Annotated in this window: 16 protein-coding genes; 12 read left to right on the top strand and 4 right to left on the bottom strand. The window is 49.3% G+C overall.

Features of this window, described 5'->3' with window-relative positions; translation table 11 throughout:
- Positions 1 to 2: 2 nt before the first annotated feature.
- The gene (serB, locus tag IE181_RS13850; protein WP_191253937.1) at positions 3 to 902 is read right to left on the bottom strand and encodes a phosphoserine phosphatase SerB; all 900 of its coding nucleotides are present in this window, start codon (positions 900 to 902) and stop codon (positions 3 to 5) included.
- Between the two features lie 38 nt (positions 903 to 940).
- Between serB and miaA the strand changes: the two genes are divergently transcribed.
- From miaA to IE181_RS13825, 5 genes are all read left to right on the top strand, one after another.
- On the top strand, positions 941 to 1,885 hold the full coding sequence (miaA, locus tag IE181_RS13845) for a tRNA (adenosine(37)-N6)-dimethylallyltransferase MiaA (protein WP_229819449.1): 945 nt from the start codon (positions 941 to 943) through the stop codon (positions 1,883 to 1,885).
- 215 nt (positions 1,886 to 2,100) lie between these two features.
- Complete coding sequence (locus tag IE181_RS13840) at positions 2,101 to 3,918, top strand: acetolactate synthase 3 large subunit (RefSeq protein ID WP_191254267.1); 1,818 nt, start codon at positions 2,101 to 2,103, stop codon at positions 3,916 to 3,918.
- A 107-nt stretch (positions 3,919 to 4,025) separates the two neighbouring features.
- Positions 4,026 to 4,538 (top strand): acetolactate synthase small subunit, encoded by a 513-nt coding sequence (gene ilvN / locus IE181_RS13835; RefSeq protein WP_191253935.1) that lies wholly within the window; start codon positions 4,026 to 4,028, stop codon positions 4,536 to 4,538.
- A 22-nt stretch (positions 4,539 to 4,560) separates the two neighbouring features.
- Entirely contained in the window at positions 4,561 to 5,631 is a 1,071-nt protein-coding gene (ilvC, locus tag IE181_RS13830) for a ketol-acid reductoisomerase (RefSeq protein ID WP_191253932.1), read from the top strand.
- Between the two features lie 134 nt (positions 5,632 to 5,765).
- Entirely contained in the window at positions 5,766 to 6,302 is a 537-nt protein-coding gene (locus IE181_RS13825; RefSeq protein ID WP_191253931.1) for a response regulator, read from the top strand.
- Positions 6,303 to 6,354: 52 nt separating this feature from the next.
- Here IE181_RS13825 and IE181_RS13820 read toward each other — a convergent pair whose 3' ends face one another.
- Both IE181_RS13820 and IE181_RS13815 read right to left on the bottom strand, forming a co-directional pair.
- Complete coding sequence (locus IE181_RS13820; protein WP_191253930.1) at positions 6,355 to 7,461, bottom strand: amidohydrolase family protein; 1,107 nt, start codon at positions 7,459 to 7,461, stop codon at positions 6,355 to 6,357.
- Positions 7,462 to 7,660: 199 nt separating this feature from the next.
- Positions 7,661 to 9,259, bottom strand: a complete 1,599-nt coding sequence (locus IE181_RS13815; protein ID WP_191253929.1) for an amidohydrolase — start codon at positions 9,257 to 9,259, stop codon at positions 7,661 to 7,663.
- 178 nt (positions 9,260 to 9,437) lie between these two features.
- On the opposite strand from IE181_RS13815, the gene IE181_RS13810 reads away from it, so the two are divergent.
- From IE181_RS13810 to rodA, 7 genes are all read left to right on the top strand, one after another.
- Positions 9,438 to 9,584: a hypothetical protein gene (locus IE181_RS13810; RefSeq protein WP_191253927.1), complete on the top strand. Its 147-nt coding sequence runs from the start codon at positions 9,438 to 9,440 to the stop codon at positions 9,582 to 9,584.
- Positions 9,585 to 9,674: 90 nt separating this feature from the next.
- Positions 9,675 to 11,225, top strand: a complete 1,551-nt coding sequence (locus IE181_RS13805; protein WP_191253925.1) for a 2-isopropylmalate synthase — start codon at positions 9,675 to 9,677, stop codon at positions 11,223 to 11,225.
- Between the two features lie 343 nt (positions 11,226 to 11,568).
- Positions 11,569 to 12,603, top strand: coding sequence for a rod shape-determining protein (locus tag IE181_RS13800; RefSeq protein WP_191253923.1), 1,035 nt, complete (start codon positions 11,569 to 11,571; stop codon positions 12,601 to 12,603).
- A gap of 56 nt (positions 12,604 to 12,659) precedes the next feature.
- Positions 12,660 to 13,571: a rod shape-determining protein MreC gene (mreC, locus tag IE181_RS13795; RefSeq protein WP_191253922.1), complete on the top strand. Its 912-nt coding sequence runs from the start codon at positions 12,660 to 12,662 to the stop codon at positions 13,569 to 13,571.
- Positions 13,568 to 14,074, top strand: coding sequence for a rod shape-determining protein MreD (gene mreD, locus IE181_RS13790; RefSeq protein ID WP_191253921.1), 507 nt, complete (start codon positions 13,568 to 13,570; stop codon positions 14,072 to 14,074). Before mreC ends, mreD begins: the two co-directional genes overlap by 4 nt.
- 36 nt (positions 14,075 to 14,110) lie before the next feature.
- Positions 14,111 to 15,955, top strand: coding sequence for a penicillin-binding protein 2 (gene mrdA, locus IE181_RS13785; protein ID WP_191253920.1), 1,845 nt, complete (start codon positions 14,111 to 14,113; stop codon positions 15,953 to 15,955).
- Position 15,956: 1 nt separating this feature from the next.
- Positions 15,957 to 17,108 carry a rod shape-determining protein RodA gene (rodA, locus tag IE181_RS13780; RefSeq protein ID WP_191253919.1) on the top strand — a complete coding sequence of 384 codons (1,152 nt, stop codon included), beginning with the start codon at positions 15,957 to 15,959 and terminating at the stop codon, positions 17,106 to 17,108.
- A gap of 92 nt (positions 17,109 to 17,200) precedes the next feature.
- On the opposite strand, the gene IE181_RS13775 is transcribed toward rodA, so the two are convergent.
- Positions 17,201 to 18,256, bottom strand: a complete 1,056-nt coding sequence (locus tag IE181_RS13775; protein WP_191253918.1) for a sensor domain-containing diguanylate cyclase — start codon at positions 18,254 to 18,256, stop codon at positions 17,201 to 17,203.
- Positions 18,257 to 18,357 lie beyond the last annotated feature (101 nt).

Below are 18,357 nucleotides of genomic sequence, written 5' to 3'. Positions count from 1 at the left end.
AACTAAGCCAGGCTAAATTCATCCCGGTGGTAGCCCTGCATGAACAGAAGTGCTGTAAGGTCGCTGTGATGGATAGAGGCATCTGCAACGGCGGAGACGACAGGTTTTGCATGATAGGCAACACCGAGGCCAGCTTCTTTGATCATAGGAAGGTCGTTAGCACCGTCGCCAACGGCCAGCACATCATCATAGTGCAAATGGTGATCACGTTTTAGTTGGCGTAATGTTTCCAGTTTAGTGTTGGCATCGCAAATGGGCGGGATAACGGTTCCTGTCAGCTTGCCGTCGATCAGCCCAAGTGTGTTGGATGTGTGCTGGTGAAATCCAAGCGCATCGGCAACACGACCGCTAAAGAATGTAAAACCACCTGAGACAAGGGCAGTATAGGCACCGTGTTTACGCATCGTCTGGATTACAGTGCGGCCACCAGGCATTAATTCAACACGTTCATCAAAGCAGCGCTGCAGCATGTCTTCTTCAAGCCCTTTCAGGAGCGAGACACGCCGGGTTAGGGATTGGCTGAAATCCAGCTCTCCGCGCATGGCAGCTTCGGTGATGCTCTCAACCTCGGACCTGATGTTTGCAAAGTCAGCAAGTTCGTCGATACACTCAACCGTGATCATGGTAGAGTCCATATCCGCAAGAAAAAGTTTTTTCTTTCGGCTTTTAACTGGCTGAACTGCATAGTCGACAGTGAACATTACAAGAGCTGCGTTGATCATCTGCCGGGCCATACTAAGGTCGTAGCCAGAGAAATAAATGTCTACTGCTTCCCCATCGGACAGAGACTTGACATCAGTGACGGACATTCCATCATGCTTAAACAGGTTGCGGATATGATCAATGATGGGATTGATTTCGGTTTCAAGGGGGTTGACGATCAGGGTCAAAACAAGAGACATAAAAGATAATCCGTAACTATTATATAGAGAGGCCACACGTGACGCGGGTTATTCTTATCGCAGGTCCAACCGCTAGCGGCAAGTCTTCTCTTGCGCTACGGCTGGCAAATGACATAGGTGGCGTTATTATTAACGCTGATAGTATGCAGATTTATAAGGATTTGCGGGTCATCAGTGCACGGCCTTCAAAGGAAGAAGAAGCAGAGGTGCCGCACCGTTTGTACGGCACGGTTGATGGTGGAGATGCCTACTCGGCGGCTGAATGGTGCAGAGATGCTGTAGCCGAAATTGAATCAGCATGGGCCGACGGTGTTATGCCAATTGTGGTAGGCGGCACTGGTATGTATTTTAAAGTTCTTGTGGACGGCCTTGCAGAAATACCGCCAATACCAGCGGCAGTCAGGCAGCAAGTGCGCGATGAATGCGCCTTACATGGGCCTGGCCATTTACATGCAGAATTATCTGAGTGTGATCCCGCCACGGCAGCACGATTGGCCAGTGCAGACAGTCAGCGCATATGCCGTGCGGTTGAAGTGTACCGTGCTACAGGTACGCCTCTAAGCGAGTTTCATAAAAATCATAAGCCGGGTCCTATGGGGGAATTGGACCAAAAAGGGGATGTTATGAAGCTCGTGCTGTCATGGCCTAGAGATTTGTTATATGCGCGCTGTGATCTTAGATTTGATTTAATGATGCAGGAAGGGGGGCTTGAAGAAGTTCGGGCCTTTCTGGAGCGGGATCTGCCCGCTGATTTGCCGTCTATGAAAGCACTGGGTGTCCCCACGTTGATCGAGTATCTGAAAGGCGACTCGTCCCTGGAGGATGCAATTGAAAATAGCAAAATGCAAACACGGCGATTTGCCAAACGTCAATTGACATGGTTCCGAAACCAGTTTTCTCACTGGAATCGCGTGGACGCGCAACAAATGGAAACAAAATATTGTGAAATATTGCATGAAATTACTAAAAAAGACATTGACTGAGCAATTATTGTAAAATATTCTTAGCTTGTTGGTACCAAGCCAGCCCAGGTGCCAACAACCGGGTTTTGATAATATTCATATCAGAACTCAATGTGACGAGACCCACCCCCCGGGGGCGCCCTTTGAGCGCCCCCAATTAATATGAAATTGGGGTGCTATTTTAAGCCGCTGTTTCGGCAGCGGACATGTTTATTTATGTATTTGGAATTGGTTCGATGACGGCAACAATATCAGAAAGCACAAGCGCAGACTCTGCTGCGACCGATGCTTCGACGACGCAGAAAGGTGAAATCTTATCCGGAGCACAAATGATTGTGCGGGCTCTGACTGAGCTTGGGGTAGATACGATCTTTGGCTATCCGGGGGGCGCAGTCCTGCCGATTTATGATGAGCTGTTCAAGCAGAATAAAATCCGCCACATTCTAGTGCGTCACGAACAGGGCGCAACCCATGCAGCAGAGGGGTACGCGAGAACAACTGGCAAGCCTGGCGTTGTGCTTGTGACAAGTGGTCCTGGGGCAACAAATGCCGTGACCGGGCTGACGGACGCCATGCTTGATAGTATTCCTTTGATTTGTTTGACAGGGCAGGTTGCCCGCGCACTGATTGGTAATGATGCCTTCCAGGAAGCTGATACCGTGGGTATTACACGTCCATGCACCAAGCACAGCTACCTGGTGAAAGAAACGGCGAAACTACCGAAGATTATTTATGAAGCCTTCTGGGTTGCTGAAAATGGTCGCCCGGGACCGGTTGTTATTGACCTGCCAAAAGATGTTCAGGTTGAAAAAGCAGAATATATCCGCCCTAATGAGGCCGAGCACAGAACCTATCACCCACAGACTGTTGGTGAGGATGCTGCTATTAAAGTGGCCATCGAACGGCTTCGCAAAGCAAAACGTCCGATCCTCTATACAGGAGGCGGTGTTATCAATGCGGGGCCAGAGGCATCTAAAAGTCTTTATGATCTGGCTAAGAAAACCAACGCGCCTGTTACGAATACCCTGATGGGGCTTGGTGCTTACCCGGCATCAGATAAACAGTTTCTGGGTATGCTGGGCATGCACGGCACCTGGGAAGCAAACCACGCAATGCATGACTGTGATGTTATGGTATGCGTGGGCGCGCGGTTTGATGATCGTGTAACAGGTAATATTGAACAGTTTTCACCGGGTTCGTTCAAAATCCATATTGATATTGACCTTTCCTCTATCAATAAAAATGTACATGTGGATTTGCCTATTGTCGGGGATGCAGGTGTGATTTTGAAACAGCTGCTGGCTGAATGGGATGCCCAGAATGGCAGCAAAACACAGCCAGACCTGACGCCGTGGTGGAACCAGATAGAACGGTGGCGGGATCGTAAATGTCTGTCCTATAAAGATCAGGACGATGTTATCATGCCGCAGAAGTCTCTAGAGCGACTGTATGAATTAACAAAACATCTGGACCCTGTGGTCAGTACAGAAGTTGGTCAGCACCAGATGTGGGCTGCCCAGTTCTACGGGTTTGATAAACCAAATCGCTGGCTTACGTCTGGTGGCTTGGGAACCATGGGATACGGCTTCCCTGCCGCAGTCGGTGCACAGATTGCCGACCCAGACCGTTTGGTCATCTGTATTGCCGGTGATGCGTCTATCCAGATGAATATCCAGGAATTATCGACAGCCGTTCAGCATAACGCCAATGTCAAAATCTTCATTATGAACAATGAATATATGGGCATGGTGCGCCAGTGGCAGGATCTGAACTATGATGGTCGCTATTCGCATAGCTATTCGGATAGTTTGCCTGATTTTGTGAAACTGGCAGAGGCATATGGTTGCACGGGGCTTCGGGTTAGTCATCCTGATGAACTGGATGACACCATCAGAAAAATGGTTGAAACTCCTGGTCCTGTTGTCGTTGATTGCTGCGTTGCTAAACTCGAGAATTGCTTCCCGATGTTTGCAGCAGGGGCTAAGCATACCGAGATTATTCTGTCCAGCGATGAGATTGAACCAAAGGATGATTCCGTCATCGCGATGGTCTGATCAGGAAAGCCAGTATTCAGGAGGGTTTGGTGCCATATGCCAGGCCTTCCGAAAAGAATAAGAAGAAATTCAACTAACTATACGATGTAAGAAGAGGATGTGGTTCCATGAATGAAACAGGAACTATTGAACATCATACCATTAGTCTGATTGTGGATAACGAAGCAGGGGTGCTTGCGCGAGTTATCGGTCTGTTTTCCGGCCGCGGCTATAATATTGAGAGCCTGACCGTGGCGGAAGTTGACAGTGAGAGCCAGCGGTCCCGTATCACGATTGTGACGTCTGGTACCCGGATGATTATTGAGCAGATTAAAGCTCAATTGGATCGGATTGTATCAGTGTCCAAAGTGGCTGACCTGACCATCGAGGGGCCTCATGTAAGCCGCGATATTGCACTGATCAAGGTTGCCGGTGAAGGCGAAAAACGAGTGGAAGCGCTTCGGCTTGCAGATGTTTTTCGGGCTCGGGTTGTCGACAGCACCAGCTGTAGCTTTGTCTTCGAATTGACAGGGCAGGCGGGTAAAATTGACGCCTTTATCGAATTGATGAAAGATTTGGGTCTTGTAGAAGTTGCGCGTACCGGGGCTGTTGCTCTGTCGCGCGGTGCTACTGGCCTGTAACATTTAATATACTTTATACCCTATGAAAACACGGCGGGTGGTATATGCACCCGAAAATACTAAGGAAATGACCATGCGTGTATATTTTGATAATGATGCTGATATTAATCTCATTAAGGACAAGTCGGTTGCTATCGTTGGTTACGGTAGCCAGGGCCATGCGCACGCATGTAACCTGAAAGACAGCGGTGTTAAGGAAGTTATCGTCGCTCTGCGTGAAGATTCTGCAACACGTGCGAAAGCTGAAGCAGCTGGGTTTAAATGCCTGACCGCGGCCGAAGCTGCAAAAGTTGCTGATGTTGTGATGATCCTGGCGCCAGATGAGCATCAGGCAGCAATCTACAAGAATGATCTGCATGCTAATCTGAAAGAGGGCGCAACTATTCTGTTCGCTCACGGCCTGAATATTCACTTTGGCTTGATCGAGCCACGCTCAGACATTGATGTTGCAATGGTTGCACCAAAAGGCCCGGGTCACACTGTTCGTAACCAGTATCAGATTGGCGCAGGCGTACCGTGCTTGATTGCTGTTCATCAGGATGTATCTGGCCGTGCACATGACCTGGCTCTGTCATATGCATCTGCAATTGGTGGCGGTCGTTCCGGCGTGATTGAAACAAACTTCCGCGAAGAATGCGAAACTGACCTGTTTGGTGAGCAGGCCGTTCTGTGTGGCGGTATTTCCAAGCTTATTCAGGCTGGATTTGAAACATTGGTAGAAGCCGGATACGCGCCAGAAATGGCTTACTTCGAGTGTCTGCACGAAACAAAATTGATTGTGGATCTGATTTATCAGAATGGTATCTCTAACATGCGGTATTCGATCTCTAACACGGCGGAATATGGTGACTATAAAACTGGTCCACGCATTATCACTGATGAGACGAAAGCAGAGATGAAAGCTGTTCTGAAGGACATTCAGGAAGGCCGTTTCGTGAAAGACTTTATGCTTGATAACGCTGCCGGCAACCCGGAACTGAAAGCACACCGTCAGATTGAGGGTGAGCACCCAATTGAAGAAGTTGGCGCGCGCCTGCGCGGTATGATGCCGTGGATGCAAAAGGACCAACTTGTAGACAAGTCTAAAAACTAGACTGTAGACCTTACAAGCACTTAAACTATTCATGTGGCCAATGCATTTGGCCACTTTTTTATATCTTTATTTGACACTATCGGTGTCAGTGTACATGTATGTTTATAAAGTAAATAAAGTTTCAGGATAATTTCGTGTTTTCTAGTAAAAAAGTCATCAATAATAAAGCAGTCGAGTTTTTGCAGGTCATGATTGCAGATACGGACTTTCATTTGTCCAGGCTTTATTCCTCGCAATTGCAGGCGTTTGGTATTACAAACATTACTATTGATCATGATCCTAAAAAGGCGCTAGAGCATCTGAAAAGCCATAAATATGATGTGGTAATTGCAGATTGGGGCATGGAGCCCATCGGGGGCCGCGAGTTTGCCCGTGCCATGCGCACTTCCGAGGAAAACCCAAGCGCTGGTGCCATTCTTGTCGGAATGTGTTCCCGACCCAAAGAAAATATTTTTTTCGAAATGTTGAACGCCGGTGTGGATGCCATTGTGGTTAAGCCGGTATCGGCTAATACGATTATGAAGCATATCCAGCTTAACTTGGAACATCCGCGGGTGTTTGTCCGCACCTCAGATTATTACGGTCCTGATCGCAGGCGTGGTATTAAGGTTAGGTATGAAGGAAGTGATCGCCGCGAAGTCGAGGCGGTCCTTGAAGCCCGCCCCAAATAATTCGCCGTAAAAACGTGCACGTTCCTTTTTGTGGTCGTGCACTTTTCGTTGTTTACAGTGCAGCAATACGCCAGGGCAGATCAGTTTCCATACCAAGCGGTAACGGCACAATGGTTTGTCCGTCAATCTGCAGGTTTGAAAGTGTTTCTGGCTGTTTTTCCAAGGTGAATTCCTTGGTAGGTGCCGGCAGATTATAATACCCTTGACCAATATCGCACAGGAAGCGTTTAAAGCGTTCCTGCGCACCAGTGGTAGCAAGGTCCAGCCCACACATTTCAAAGGCTTGTGCATATAGTTGAGGGGCAATGCCGCCGGTATAACAACCAGCGGCGCAGCCACAAGGCGTTGTTTTCTGTGTGTGGGGTGCGCTATCTGTGCCAGCGAAAAACTTCGTATTCCTGTCCGATGTAACGGCATCACGCAGTGCCTGACGGTCTTCTGCGAACTTCACCAGCGGCAAACAATACAAATGGTATTTAAGTCCTTTCACCAGATCTCCAACTGTGTAGATCAGGTGCTGGGGCGTTACTGTGGCCTTTACGTGATCAGGCGCATCCAGGATAAAATCAGCCCCGACTTTGGTCGTCAGGTGCTCGCCAACGAAACGCAATCGTGGGAAATGTTCCAGCAGACGCGGCATTTGTTCACGGTAAAATATTTCTTCTGCATTTTCAGCGCGGTCAAAATATCTGTCCCCGTCCAGGCCGTGTTCTTCCCCGTGGATACACAGCGTAACGCCGGTTTCTTCCATGGCTTTGAAAACACCATTTTGGATGAACATATCAAATGGTGCGCCAAAGTCTGCGCCGGTTGTGCCGTGGGGTGGATAGTATTTACAGGCTTTCAGCACGCCGGCCTTGGCGCCTGATTCAATCATTTCAGAGGTTGTGTCGCGGGTGATGTAAAGGGGGACGATTACCTCCTCGAATGCACCGTCCGCTGCCTTTAGGATTTCATCCCTGTATTCTTCAACACTTATATAGTCTGCTACTTTTTCTGACGCGAATACTTTGCCGACAGGTGGCTTGGTGTTTGGCATCGCAAGCGCCCCCATACACCCCATCTCTACGTGCGCCTTTACAGTTGCCTGCAATGTTGCATCCTGTCTGAAGTGGGTGTGCAGATCATACCAGTAAGGTAAGGTGAAGCGAGTAGTCATAAGGGCTCCTTCGGCATATAAGCGGTCTGCTGGCTGCTATATGCACAAGCTAGGTGCGCAAGGGCCAGACTTTGTGATGTTTATATAAGCCTTGAAGCGAAAAGCGCAATGTTTGCTTTTCTCAAGTGGTACAGTGTGAGCTATATGCGGGGTATGACCAGCCTACGGGAATACGCAGGCTGGTTAAGTCTTTAAGAAACTATTCCGGTTTTTTCAGGGCAGGATAGTCTACACCAAGCTGTTCCAGGTAGCTGTCATACTTGGTTTCGTCATAATAGAATTTCTTTAACTGCTCTTTATACAGCGCCATAATTGCTTCGTTCTTCTCAATCGCGGGCTTGTCAGTTGCAGAAATAAACGGCTCATAGGTTATGTCTTTAAGTTGCTCGTCCTTAAAGTATGTCCATGCTTCGTCCAAAAGGTCAGGCTTTGTCAGCATGTCAATAACCGTTGCTGCAACAACCTTTGATCCAGCCGTTGCCCCCTTGTGGGCTATCGGAGTTGCCATGGCCATGGCGCTGGACCAGTGGTGGCCTTGCAGACCTTTAACGTTGGACGGGAACCGCAGTGTTACAGTTGGCACACTCCAGGATACATCGCCAATGTCATCAGACCCGCCACTGACAGGCTTTTCAGGTGGCTCCATAATGCCGCGTACTTCGGTTGCCAATCCGTCTTTTTCTTCTGCCTGCATTAATTCCTGCAATGCGACAGCGTATTTCTGGTCATCTTCTGTCCATTTCGGCAGGCCGACAGATTTGATGTTTTCAGCCATTGCAAGTGCGATGGGCTTGTTGAAATGACGGGGCCATGCGGCACCAATGATCCGGCGGGACATGGTAGTGTCTGTCATCATGGCCGCGCCTTCTGCGATCCGCTGCAATGTATTAAAGTTTTCGCGGATATTTTTGGCGGTGATTTCCCTGATGAAATACCAAACAGATGCTTTTGACGGGACTACGTTTGGCTGGTCACCCCCATCTACGATCACATAGTGGGACCGCTGGAGCGGATGAAGATGTTCGCGGCGGAAGTTCCATGCGACATTCATCAGTTCTACCGCATCAAGTGCACTGCGGCCCTTCCACGGGTCGCCTGCACCGTGTGCGGCTATGCCGTCAAAGGTATATTCGACAGATACAAGTCCAGTGCCGCGCGTTGGACCCCACGCAACGGCCATATTGCTTGATACGTGGGTGAAGATCGCCGCGTTCACATCCTTAAACCGGCCATCACGGGCAAAGTATGCTTTTGCTGCTACAAGCTCTTCTGCAATGCCTGGCCAGATCACCAGCGTGCCTTTGATGTTTTCGCGTTCCATCAGTTCTTTGACCGCAATGGCCGCTACAATATTCACCGCCTGTCCGGAATTGTGTCCTTCCCCGTGACCTGGTGCACCTTCTATGAGTGGCTCTTTCCACGCCACTCCTGGTTTTTGCGAGGACTTAGGGATACCGTCAACGTCAGAACCCAAAGCGATCACAGGGCCTTCGCCGTTTGACCATGTGGCCCACCATGCAGACGGCATGCCGGATACGCCGGTTTCTATGGTAAATCCTTTTTCCTGCAGCAGGGCAGTTAGATATTTTTGGGTCTCAAACTCCTGAAAACCGAGTTCAGAGAATGAAAAAAGTTTATCGATGATGACCTGCGTGTCCTTGCGCATGTTATCAATTCTGCTGGCAGCTTCGGCTTTCAAGCCGGTCAGTGGTTGGATGTCAGTTTTTGCGTCGTCTGCGAATGCTTGCATCGACGCCAGCAAACAGGCGCCAGCCAGTAATTTAGATAATGGTTTCATAGTGGTGAAGTCCCCCCTTACTCATAGAATTTTTACTATTGAAGATGAAAACCGTAAACTTTTGTTCCTCCTTCTGCAAACATTAGGTGAAAAATCATGAAAAAGCTGCACATAGGGCTTGCCAAGTAGGGGGCTTCTGGATAACCATTACAAAATTGATTTCGAAGGGATGGTGAAAGTGAACACCAAGCGTAACAAAGCCAAGGCTATTGCCATTAGTCGCGCCGCAAAAGCGGAAGCGCAGGCACGCTTGTATCTTCTACTATCCACTGGTCTACTTGCGTCTCTACTCCTTCTAGGTGCTGGCCGACTTATAGGCCCTTAAGCACACGGCTACGGACGGCTGGGTTCTGGTGCTTAAGGGTATAGCCGTAACAAAAAATCTATTTATTTACATTTACTAAGGATGAAGAAGATGTCGCAATCTGATGCCGACAGAGTCTATATATTTGATACTACATTACGCGATGGGGAGCAGTCTCCGGGCGCTTCTATGACGCTTGAGGAAAAGCTGCGCATAGCCGAGGTTCTGGAAGCGATGCATGTTGATGTGATTGAGGCCGGTTTTGCCATTGCATCCAACGGTGATTTTGAGTGTGTGCAGGCAATTGCCAAACAGATACAGAATTCAAGTATTTGTTCGCTGGCTCGGGCCGCCCTCGGTGATATTGACCGCGCCGCTGAGGCATTAAAGGGTGCTGCGAACGGCCGCATCCATACTTTCATTGCCACCAGCCCGCTTCATATGGAATATAAACTGCAGATGCAGCCCGATGAGGTGATTGAGGCAATCCATAAATCTGTCAGCCATGCACGAAATCTGATCCCTAATGTGGAATGGTCCGCAGAAGATGCGACCCGAACAGAAATCGACTTTCTTTGCAAGGCGGTAGAGACAGCAATTCGTGCCGGTGCCACCACGATTAATCTGCCTGATACTGTTGGCTATGCAACGCCAGACGAATATGCAGAGATGTTCCGTTCGGTGATTGCACGGGTTCCAGACGCAGACAAGGCAATTTTCTCGACACATTGCCACAATGATCTGGGCCTTGCCGTTGCAAACTCGCTGGCGGGGATTGCTGGCGGTGCGCGGCAGGTTGAATGTACGATCAACGGTATTGGTGAGCGAGCAGGCAATGCCGCGATGGAAGAAATCGTTATGGCGATTAAAACCCGGGGTGATGTATTGCCGTATCATACCGGAATTGAAACCAAAGAAATTATGCGCGCAAGCCGTCTTGTATCAACGGTTACAGGGTTCAGTGTACAGAATAACAAGTCGATTGTTGGCGCCAATGCTTTTGCCCATGAAAGCGGTATCCATCAGGACGGTATGCTGAAAAACGCGGAAACCTACGAAATTATGACACCTGAAAGTGTGGGCGTTACCAAAACAACTCTTGTTATGGGCAAACACTCTGGTCGTCATGCGTTCGCAGATAAGCTTAAAGAACTGGGGTACCAGTTGGGCGACAATGCATTCCACGATTGCTTCCGCCGCTTTAAAGAATTGGGTGACCGTAAGAAAAATATCTATGACGAGGATATCATCGCACTTGTGGATGACGAGGTAGCGACTGCATCCAATCGGTTCCAGTTGGTACGGGTTAACACATATTCATCCTCTGACGGGAAGGCTGTTTCCGACATTACCATTTCTGATGCCGGGGATGACAAGTCTGTTGTTGTGTATGGCTCTGGTCCAGTTGATGCTGCATTCAATGCCATTAAAACTGTTACCGGGATGGAGCCGCATCTGCAATTGTTCCAGGTTCATGCAGTGACCCAAGGCACCGATGCCCAAGCGGAATGTACAGTCAGACTGGAAGAAAACGGCAGGACTGTTAACGGTCAGGGGGCACATGAAGACACGGTCACAGCCGCCGCCCGTGCCTATATTTCTGCTGTTAACAAACTTTTGGTTAAGCGGGAGAAAACTGCACCAGAAGCACTGACCGCATAGGGTCATTAGACTATGTTGCGTCGCTGTCTCACTTTCGGTGGCGGCGACGTTTTTCATGTACTGTTGTGTGCGTGCCCTGGCGAGGGGCGGCAAGCAAAAAAGTGATTCTTTCATATATAAAGAATGTTGATCTGGAATTTGGTCAATTTTGACCCGTTTAGGGAAGTCAAAGTCAGCCTATTTTTGCCAATTCGTGTCTTTTTGCAAAAAAGATCACTTTATCGCCTCTTTCCTGTGAGCAATCTCTTGTCTAAGGCTCATAAGTGTCCCATAACCAAAAAGAGTCTTGGTCCCGGAATGGGCCGATGGGGACGTTATTTATTGAAAAAATGAGAGGCACTACATGCTATCCAGACTACTTGGGATGTTTTCGTCTGATATGGCCATTGACCTAGGTACGGCCAACACACTTGTTTATGTTAAGGGCCGCGGCATTGTTCTGAATGAACCTTCTGTTGTTGCGATCAAAAGTGAACACGGCCGTGACAGGGTTATTGCCGTTGGGGACGAGGCAAAGCTAATGCTGGGTCGGACCCCAAGTGGTATTCAGGCAATCCGTCCGCTTCAGGACGGTGTAATTGCAGATTTCCTAGTTGCAGAGCAGATGATCAAGCATTTCATCCAGAAAGTACACAATAGATCATTTGCAAGCCCGCAGGTGGTGATTTGTGTACCGTCTGGATCAACACCTGTTGAACGCAAGGCAATTCAGGATTCTGCAGAGCAGGCCGGGGCAAGAAAGGTGTATCTGATTGATGAGCCTATGGCAGCCGCCATTGGTGCTGGCTTGCCTGTGCTGGAGCCGCAAGGCTCTATGGTAGTTGATATCGGTGGTGGTACGACCGAAGTAGCGGTTCTCTCGCTTAGTGGCATTGTCTACGCTACGTCTGTTCGCGTGGGTGGTGACAAAATGGACGAGGCGATCATCGCCTATATCCGCCGTAACCACAATCTTCTGATTGGTGAGGCGACTGCTGAACGTATCAAAAAAGAAATCGGTATCGCAATTGTACCTGATGGCGGTGTGGGTGAAAGTATTACGATCAAGGGTCGTGATCTCGTCAATGGCGTTCCTAAAGAGATTGAAATTAATCAGTCCCATGTAGCGGAAGCTTTAAGCGAAACTGTGTCTCAGATTATCGAAGGTGTTAAGGTAGCGCTTGAGCAAACGGCACCTGAACTTGCTGCCGATATTGTGGACCGGGGTATTATCATGACCGGTGGTGGTGCGCTCTTGCAGGATCTGGATACTGCAATCAGGCGGGCAACAGGGTTGCCTGTGTCTGTTGCAGAGGAGTCGCTGACATGTGTTGCCCTGGGAACAGGCAAAGCACTTGAAGATCCACAGTACCGTCTGGTTTTGCACGAAAGCTACTAGACATTAACAGGGTTGACTGAAACCAGGGCTGACCATTTGGTAGAGCAGGGGCGGTTATGCAGGAAATCAGTTCGAGAACTGCGCGAACCCCTATAGGGGCGATGCAGCGTGTCGGGGGTAAGGGACGTCTTGTCTTCTATTTCTATATCGCGCTGTCCGCCACTCTTATGACACTGGAAGCTTTTGGAGCTGGTGCGCCGCGGGTAATACGTGCCTATGCCAATGATATTGTCCTTCCGGTATTGATCCTTCTTGAAAAGCCTATTGATGCCAGTCAGAAGCTATTTGAGCGTCTGGCCGGCGTATCCGATGTCTTTCTGGAGAACCAAAGCCTTCGGGAAGAGAATGAAAGCCTGAAATTATGGCGGGCGTCTGCACAGCAATTAGCGCGGGAAAATGAAAGCCTGCGCCGGATGTTGAAGGTGCCAGTTTCTCATATTCCGGCGCTTGCAACTGCGCGTGTTGTCGGTGTTGGTGGCGGTGCTTTTGAGCGCAGCATACTCATCAATGCGGGGTCAAAAGACACTATCCGCCGCAATGCGCCTGTTGTGAATGAAGAGGGCCTTGTGGGACGTGTGCTTGATGTTGGCTATATGTCTAGCCGGGTATTGCTGATCACTGATTTGAATAGCCGGGTCCCTGTCCGTATTGATGGCTCTGGCATATTGGCAATCATCGAAGGCCAGAACAGCCAACTGCTGAAATTGACCTTTATGAATGAAGATAAGATCCCAGCAGTAGGGGAGCAACTGTTTACCTCTGGTCACGGTGGTGCATTTCCGGCGAATATCCCTGTTGGAACAGTGCATTCGGTTGTTGATGGTCAGATATTTGTTGAAACTACGGCCCTTATGACGCGTCTCGATTTTCTTCGGGTTCTGGATTATCAGACGTTGCCACCGGAGGCTGTTCGCCCTGATGAACAGACGGCAGCGCCTGCGCAGCCAGAAGGTGAGACAGGGTCATGAAAAACCTTCGCCCCAATATGACGCGGTTTGGACTGCCGGGCTTTATACCGCTGCTGATCACCCTGCTGATGGCAATAATTATGTTGCTGCCGATCGGGACGGGGGCAGCAAATGTGACCATGCCACATTTAGTGCTGATTTCAGTGTTCTACTATATGTCCTACAGGCCCTTGCTATTGCCGTACGGTGCCTGTGCCTTTGTGGGCTTTATGCTGGACTTATGGTTGGATGTGCCGCTGGGTATGAATATGGCAATGCTGGTCTTAACCAGATTTTTTGTTCTGAATCAGTTAAAGCATTACAGAGGAAAAAGTGCAGTTTTCCAGTGGGGGACATTTGGGCTTTTGACCGTGGTATTATACACTATGTCCTGGGCATTAATGTCTATGATCAACCGAGAAATGTGGCCCGTGGTGCCGCATCTGACACAGTGGTTGGTGACACTATTTGCATATGCTCCGGTAGCCTTGCTGCTGGGTCGTTTTAGAAAGGCGTTTTTGTAAGCTTCCATGGTAACCCGCGAAGGACTTCGATATCATATGTTTTCGCGCCGTGCCTTCATTGTCGGAGGTGTGCAGGCTGTATGTATGTCTATTCTTGGTGGACGGCTATATTATTTATCTATCAAGGAAGGCGACAAATATAAGTTGCGGGCCGATAAAAACCGGATCAGTCTGCGTCTTATTGCGCCGGAACGCGGTGAGATACTCGACAGAAAAGGGCGCAGGCTTGCAACCAACAAGAAAGACTTCCGGGTTTTTCTTATCCCTGAACAAACCTCAGACCTTTCGGCAACGCTGAAAGAGATCAGCGGCATTATTGATCTGGAAGAAAAGCAGATTGTTCGCATTGAACGTCAGATCAAACGACAGCGCAAATTTGTTCCTGTCACGTTAAAGCAGAATTTGAATTGGTCGAGCTTTTCCAGAATAAACGCAGAAATGCATGATTTGCCGGGTATTTTGCCAGACGCTGGCGTTACCCGTGATTACCCGGCCGGGAAAAGTGTCTCTCATCTAGTTGGGTATGTTGCGTCGCCTGGCGAGGATGATGTTTCTTTAAATCCTCTCTATCAATTGCCTGGGTTTAAAGTCGGTCGGGAGGGACTGGAGCGCCGTTTTGAGGATCATCTGCGCGGCATGGCGGGGACAAGACGCGTTGAAGTGAATTCCGTAGGTCGTGAAATTCGGGAGCTTCCGGGTAGGGAGCGAAGTGAGGCCGGCGGTAATGTTGCGCTGACGATTGATCTGGAACTGCAGGAATATGCAACGGAACGTCTGGGCGAGGCTTCTGCAGGTGCGGTTGTAATGTCTGTGGAAACAGGGGAGATACATGCGCTCGCATCTGCGCCGACTTTTGATCCCAATGCATTCACACAAGGCATGAGCGTAGAGAACTGGAATGCGCTTCTGTCAGATCCGCGTAAACCGCTATTGAACAAGTCACTTGCAGGGGTCTATCCACCGGGATCTACTATTAAAATGGTGGTTGCACTGGCCGCCCTTGAAAAAGGAATAATCACGCCAGAGACAGAGTTTTTCTGTAATGGCCGCCATGGGCTGGGCAAACAGATATTTCACTGCTGGCGCAGGGGTGGACACGGCAAACTGGACTTGTTGGACGCTATCGGCCAGAGCTGCGATGTCTATTTCTACAAAATTGCAGAACAGATGGATATTGATGACCTGGCTGATATGGCCCGCCGTTTTGGCCTGGGGCAGGCATTTGATATTGATTTGGAAGGGGTACGGTCAGGTCTGGTGCCAGACCGGCGCTGGAAACGTGCCGTTATGAACCAGCCCTGGTATTTAGGGGAAACACTCAATGTGTCGATTGGGCAAGGCGCCTTTTTGGCCACACCGCTACAATTAGCAGTGATGACAAGCCGTATTGCCAGTGGCAGAGAGATCATGCCGCGTCTGACACGACAGTTGTTGGGAGTAGGGGAACTGCCTGCAGAAGACAGGGGCATACGGTCTGACTTCCGGTCAATGGATGTAAACCCCTTGCATATGCGGTCTGCGCGTCGCGGCATGGAAAAGGTTATGGAGCTGAGAGGGTCTGCCCACGACTATAGGCGTGCCAAAGACATGCCAAAGCAGGCAGGAAAAACTGGTACAGCCCAGGTGCGGCGTATTACACTGGAAGAACGGCGGACAACTGGGGTACTGGATAATGAAGATTTGCCGTGGAATGCACGTGATCATGCGCTGTTTGTCGGATATGCACCGGTCGAAGACCCTAAGTTTGCAGTTGCAGTTTTAGTGCAGCATGGGGGCGGAGGCGCCAAGGTGGCCGCACCTATCGGTCGTGACCTGATGGATAAAGCTCTGGAGATTCTGAATAGAAAGCCAGCAGCTTTAAGCGAAGGCGAGCAGGTGTAACATGGTGCAGAAATCTTTAAGCGTTCGCCGGGTTGACCGGAACATCTTCCAGAAATTTATTGGCTTGAACTGGTTTATTGTTTTGACAAATATTGCCATTGCCGGTGCGGGGCTTGTGATGCTTTATTCTGTCGCTGGTGGAAGTTGGGAACCATGGGCAGCTGCGCAGTCTGTCAGGTTGGCGATGGGCGTTTGCCTGATGTTGATGATTGCTGTGACGGATATTCGTATCTGGATGGCACTTGCGTATCCTGCATGGGTTGTCGGCGTGGCCATGTTGCTGGCTGTTGAAGTGATTGGCGCAGTCGGTATGGGCGGGCAACGCTGGCTTGATATTGGATTTATGCGTATCCAGCCGTCCGAGTTAATGAAAATCGCGGTGGTTCTGGCACTGGCCAGATATTTCCATGGTCGTGACTTTTATCAAAGCAGGCGTCTGGTTAGCTTGGTCTTTCCCGCAGTTCTTCTGATTGTTCCGATGATTCTGGTGGTACGCCAGCCAGATCTTGGGACATCTCTTATGATTGTTGCGGGCGGTGCAGCTGTTTTGTTTTTGGCTGGTCTGCCTGCCTGGCTGTTTGTAAGTGCCGGTGTGGTCGTTGCGGCTGCGATCCCGATCGGATGGCAGTTTCTGCACGACTATCAAAAGAACCGCGTTTTAACATTCCTGAACCCAGAATCTGACCCTTTGGGTGCAGGGTATCAGATAACGCAGTCAAAAATTGCGCTTGGGTCCGGGGGCATGACTGGAAAAGGGTTTTTACAAGGAACGCAAAGTCAGCTGAACTTTTTGCCTGAAATGAAAACGGATTTTATTTTCACGGTTTTGGCAGAAGAATTTGGCCTGATAGGCGCTGTTATACTGCTTAGTTTATATACAATTGTATTACTGTACGGTTTGTTAATCGGTATTGGTACACGCAGTCAGTTTGGTCGCTTGCTGGCGAGCGGCCTTTCAATCACGCTGTTTTTATATGTGTTGATCAATGTTGCGATGGTTATGGGACTTATGCCAGTGGTTGGCGTGCCACTACCGATGGTTTCCTGGGGCGGGTCTGCGATGCTAACATGGCTGATAGCATATGGCTTGATACTCTCTGTTGCCACACATCGGCAGGTTACACTTGCCCCCAAGGGCAGTGGTCTCGCCTAAAGGCTGTTCATGCGGTACGAAGCAGGTCTTTTTGCTCCCCATCAGATCAAATAGTAAAATCAGTGACCAAGCATTAACCACCCAGTATCAACTTATGTTCCGGTTAGTTTGGGACGGTCAGCCGCCCGGGCGATACGCTGGGCTTCAGGAGGGGCAGCATGGTCGTCTTGTGCGGCAACAACCTGATTTCGGCCACCTTCTTTCGCAGCATATAGGGCAGCATCTGCACGGCGCATTACTTCGTCCAGACGCGGCTTATCAAACGTTGCACTGGCAACTCCCATGCTCGCCGCGATTTGAAAAGTATCTGACTGTGTTATGATTTCCTGCTCTGCGATTGCTTCCCTTACCGACTCTGCTATTTCAAGTGTTTCTGGCAAGTCTGCATGGGGAATGAAGATTGCAAACTCTTCTCCGCCGACCCGTGCAAGCATAGGGCGTTGTTGATCGCGTTTTAATTCTACGGTTTTGCGGGCCAGAATGGCTTCTGTGCATACGACAGTTATTTGCAGGGCCATGTCACCGCCTTCATGGCCGTATGTGTCATTGACTTTCTTGAAGTGATCGAGGTCAAACAAAATCAGTCCAAAACTATCGCCTTTAAAGAGGTTGAAGACACGTTCATAATACTCAGTAAAACTTCTGCGGTTTTGCGCGCCGGTAAGCGGATCAAGGGAGGACAGTTGAACCAACTGCGCTTCTTTACGCAGGTGTTCCGTATTGTCTTCCAGTATTAACTGTACAAGCGGTGTGCCTTTGCCGTCCCAAGGCAAGCGGGCAATTGTAACATCAACAATTCTGGATTCTGCGTCCTTTTGGGGGATCCTGATCTCGCGCAATTCGTTATTTGCACCAGATTTGAAGGCCTGCAGAAAGAGTGCTTTGACATCCGCTTGCGCATTAGAGGTCACATATTTCATGAAATAGGTGTCCAGGATGCTGTCTTTATCGACTTCAAGAATGTCACAGGCTGCTTTGTTCGCGAACTTGATGCCAGAAGAATGATGGATAATATAGCCAAACGGAAGTGGATCAAAAATCGCGGTCAGATTTTTGATGATTGCATCCTGTAGTTCCTGCGGTTGTTTGGTATCACCGGTATGGGTAATGTTCTCGAAAGTAGCCAGGGCGTCGAACTTGGTTTCCATATCTGAACGTCTCTTTTCTGCTTGCCTACAGCAATTAAAGTCGACTCGATTCTTCCCCGCAAACCGTGGCATATTTACCTTTTGTTAAGGTATAAAACACC

Source organism: Kordiimonas sediminis (assembly GCF_014656395.1).
Taxonomy (GTDB): Bacteria; Pseudomonadota; Alphaproteobacteria; order Sphingomonadales; family Kordiimonadaceae; genus Kordiimonas_A; species Kordiimonas_A sediminis.
Note: the sequence above shows the minus strand (reverse complement) of the source record. Positions and strands in the feature narration are given on the sequence as shown.

Coding starts and splice junctions, on each gene's coding strand:
- serB (WP_191253937.1), bottom strand. CDS start 902: ATGTCTCTTGTTTTGACCCTGATCGTCAACCCCCTTGAAACCGAAATC.
- mreD (WP_191253921.1), top strand. CDS start 13,568: ATGAAAAACCTTCGCCCCAATATGACGCGGTTTGGACTGCCGGGCTTT.
- mreC (WP_191253922.1), top strand. CDS start 12,660: ATGCAGGAAATCAGTTCGAGAACTGCGCGAACCCCTATAGGGGCGATG.
- IE181_RS13800 (WP_191253923.1), top strand. CDS start 11,569: ATGCTATCCAGACTACTTGGGATGTTTTCGTCTGATATGGCCATTGAC.
- mrdA (WP_191253920.1), top strand. CDS start 14,111: ATGTTTTCGCGCCGTGCCTTCATTGTCGGAGGTGTGCAGGCTGTATGT.
- rodA (WP_191253919.1), top strand. CDS start 15,957: ATGGTGCAGAAATCTTTAAGCGTTCGCCGGGTTGACCGGAACATCTTC.
- IE181_RS13805 (WP_191253925.1), top strand. CDS start 9,675: ATGTCGCAATCTGATGCCGACAGAGTCTATATATTTGATACTACATTA.
- IE181_RS13775 (WP_191253918.1), bottom strand. CDS start 18,256: ATGGAAACCAAGTTCGACGCCCTGGCTACTTTCGAGAACATTACCCAT.
- IE181_RS13815 (WP_191253929.1), bottom strand. CDS start 9,259: ATGAAACCATTATCTAAATTACTGGCTGGCGCCTGTTTGCTGGCGTCG.
- IE181_RS13820 (WP_191253930.1), bottom strand. CDS start 7,461: ATGACTACTCGCTTCACCTTACCTTACTGGTATGATCTGCACACCCAC.
- ilvC (WP_191253932.1), top strand. CDS start 4,561: ATGAAAACACGGCGGGTGGTATATGCACCCGAAAATACTAAGGAAATG.
- ilvN (WP_191253935.1), top strand. CDS start 4,026: ATGAATGAAACAGGAACTATTGAACATCATACCATTAGTCTGATTGTG.
- IE181_RS13840 (WP_191254267.1), top strand. CDS start 2,101: ATGACGGCAACAATATCAGAAAGCACAAGCGCAGACTCTGCTGCGACC.